Below are 2,808 nucleotides of genomic sequence, written 5' to 3' on the forward strand. Positions count from 1 at the left end.
CCCGTTCGAAGATCACAGCGGCAGCTGGCAAGGCCGCTACTACCAGGACATCGCCATTGGCCGGGTGCTGGAGGCCATCGCCGATGGCCGAGAGCGCATCCTGCTCACGCTGGCCACCGTCACAGGCAAGACCTACATCGCCTTCCAGCTCGCGTGGAAGCTTTATCAGAGCCGATGGAACCTGGTCGACTGGAAGAGCGGCGCCGCACCCACTCGCCGCCCGCGCATCCTGTTCCTGGCCGATCGGAACATCCTGGCTGACCAGGCCTACAACGCCTTTTCGGCGTTCGAGGACCGATCGCCCGGCACGCTGGTACGGGTCGAGCCGGACGAGATCAAGAAGAAGGGCAGGGTGCCCAAGAACGGCAGCATCTTCTTCACGATCTTCCAGACCTTCATGAGCGGACCGCCAGTCGACGGCAAGCCGGCGCCGTACTTCGGCGAATACCCGGCGGACTTCTTCGACTTCATCGTGATCGACGAATGTCACCGCGGTGGCGCCAGCGACGAGAGCAGCTGGCGCGCCATCCTCGATTACTTCTCGCCGGCCGTGCAGCTTGGCCTGACGGCCACGCCCAAGCGCAGCGACAACGCCGACACCTACGCCTACTTCGGCGAGCCGGTCTACAGCTACTCGCTCAAGGAAGGCATCAACGACGGCTTCCTGACCCCGTTCAAGGTCAAGCAGATCGCGACCACGCTGGACGAGTACGTCTACACCCCGGACGACCAGGTGATCGAAGGCAGCGTGGAGCAGGGCAAGCGGTACGAAGAAAAGGACTTCAACCGCGTCATCGAGATCAAGGAGCGCGAGGCCTACCGGGTCAGGCTCTTCATGGAGATGATCGATCAGCGCGAGAAGACGCTGGTCTTCTGTGCAACCCAGGTCCATGCGCTGGCAATCCGAGATCTCATCAACCAGGCCAAGACCAGCACCGACCCTCTGTACTGCGTTCGTGTCACCGCCAACGACGGTGCGCTGGGCGACCAGTACCTGCGGGACTTTCAGGACAACGAAAAGACGATCCCGACGGTCCTGACCACATCGCAGAAGCTGTCCACCGGCGTGGACGCACGCAACGTGCGCAACATCGTGCTGATGCGCCCTGTGAACTCGATGATCGAGTTCAAGCAGATCATCGGCCGCGGCACACGCCTGTACGAAGGCAAGGACCACTTCACGATCTACGACTTCGTCAAGGCACACCGGCTGTTCAGCGACCCTGAGTGGGACGGCGAGCCGCTGGAGCCGGAGACCAAGCCACTGACCACCGGCACCGGGGCGACAGAACTCACTGCGGCAGAGCCTCAGCCCGAAACGCCGAAGGAAAAGGCTCCGTCAAAGATCAAGGTCAAGCTCGCCGATGGCAAGGCCCGCACCATCCAGAGCATGACGGCAACGAGCTTCTGGAGCGCGGACGGCAAGCCGATGTCGGCTGCGCAGTTCCTGGAAGCCCTGTTCGGCGCGCTGCCCGAGTTCTTCAAGGACGAGGATGAGCTGCGGCGGCTGTGGAGCCAGCCCGACACCCGAAAAGCACTACTCGCAGGCCTGGCAGACAAGGGCTTCGGACGCGAGCAGCTGCAGGCGATGCAGAAGAGCATCGAAGCTGAGAAGAGCGACCTCTTCGACGTGCTGGCCTTCGTAGCCTTCGCATCGGACCCGATCACCCGCGAACAGCGCGCCAAAGCAGCACGCGTGGCAACAGCGAGCGAACTGCCCGGCAAGCAGCGTGCCTTCGTCGACTTCGTGCTGGCCCAGTACGTCAAGGAGGGTGTCGACGAGCTGGAATCCGAGAAGCTGTCACCGCTGCTGCGGCTGCGCTACAAGGCCCTGAGCGACGCCTTCACTGAGCTGGGAAAGCCTGAGGATGTGCGCCGGGTATTCGTGGGATTCCAGCGGCATCTCTACAGCACTGGAGCGCGCCGATCATGATCCCGGACTACCAGACCCTCATGCGCCCCGTCCTAGTCTGCGCGGCGGTTGGTGAGACTCGGATCGGCGACGCCGTCGAGGATCTGGCCAACAAGCTGGGCCTAACCCCCGACGAGCGCGCTGAGCTGCTGCCAAGCGGTAAGCAGTCGCGGTTCGCGAACCGCGTGAACTGGGCCAAGGCATACCTGGCCAAAGCCGGCCTGGTGGAGAACACACGCCGCGGCTACTTCCGTATCACGCCCCGCGGCCAGGCCGCACTGGCGGATGCCGCCGCCACGATCAACAACGCCTACCTCGACCAGTTCAGGGAGTTCCAGGACTTCAAGGCCAAGGTCAACGAGGCCGACGGCGCCACCGCCACAACATCACCCGCGCAGGCATCGGCGCCCTTCAGCACCCCCGCAGGCACCGAGACCCCGGACGAGGCTCTGCGCAAGGCCCACAGTGCCATCACCGGCGCCCTGGCCGCAGACCTGCTGGACCGCGTGCGCAAGGCCACGCCGGCGTTCTTCGAGAGGCTGATCGTCGAGCTGCTGCTGGCCATGGGCTACGGCGGCACGTCAGAAGGAGCCGGCCGTGCGCTGGGCCAGAGCGGTGACGACGGCGTCGACGGCGTCATTGACCAGGACCCACTCGGCGTCGACCAGATCTTCGTCCAGGCCAAGCGCTACGCCGAAGGCAACAACATCGGCGCCGGTGCCATCCGCGATTTCTATGGCGCCCTGAGCCTGAAGAAGGCCCACAAGGGCATCTTCGTCACCACCTCGGCCTTCAGCCAGCCGGCGGTCGATACCGCACGCGGGCTCGGCTCGCGAATCGTGCTGATCGACGGCTTGCAGCTCTCGCGGTTGATGATTCGGTACAACGTGGGGTGC

General features: G+C 64.3%; 2 protein-coding genes. Both read left to right on the forward strand.

Going from position 1 to position 2,808, the window contains the following annotated elements; genetic code table 11:
- The coding region (gene hsdR, locus ACK59X_RS14400; protein WP_409958089.1) for an EcoAI/FtnUII family type I restriction enzme subunit R at positions 1-1,933 on the forward strand (1,933 nt) is incomplete at its 5' end.
- Positions 1,934-1,953: 20 nt separating this feature from the next.
- On the forward strand, positions 1,954-2,808 hold an 855-nt coding region (locus ACK59X_RS14405), incomplete at its 3' end, for a restriction endonuclease (RefSeq protein WP_409958091.1).

The organism is Acidovorax sp., from assembly GCF_046339755.1.
GTDB lineage: Bacteria > Pseudomonadota > Gammaproteobacteria > Burkholderiales > Burkholderiaceae_C > Acidovorax.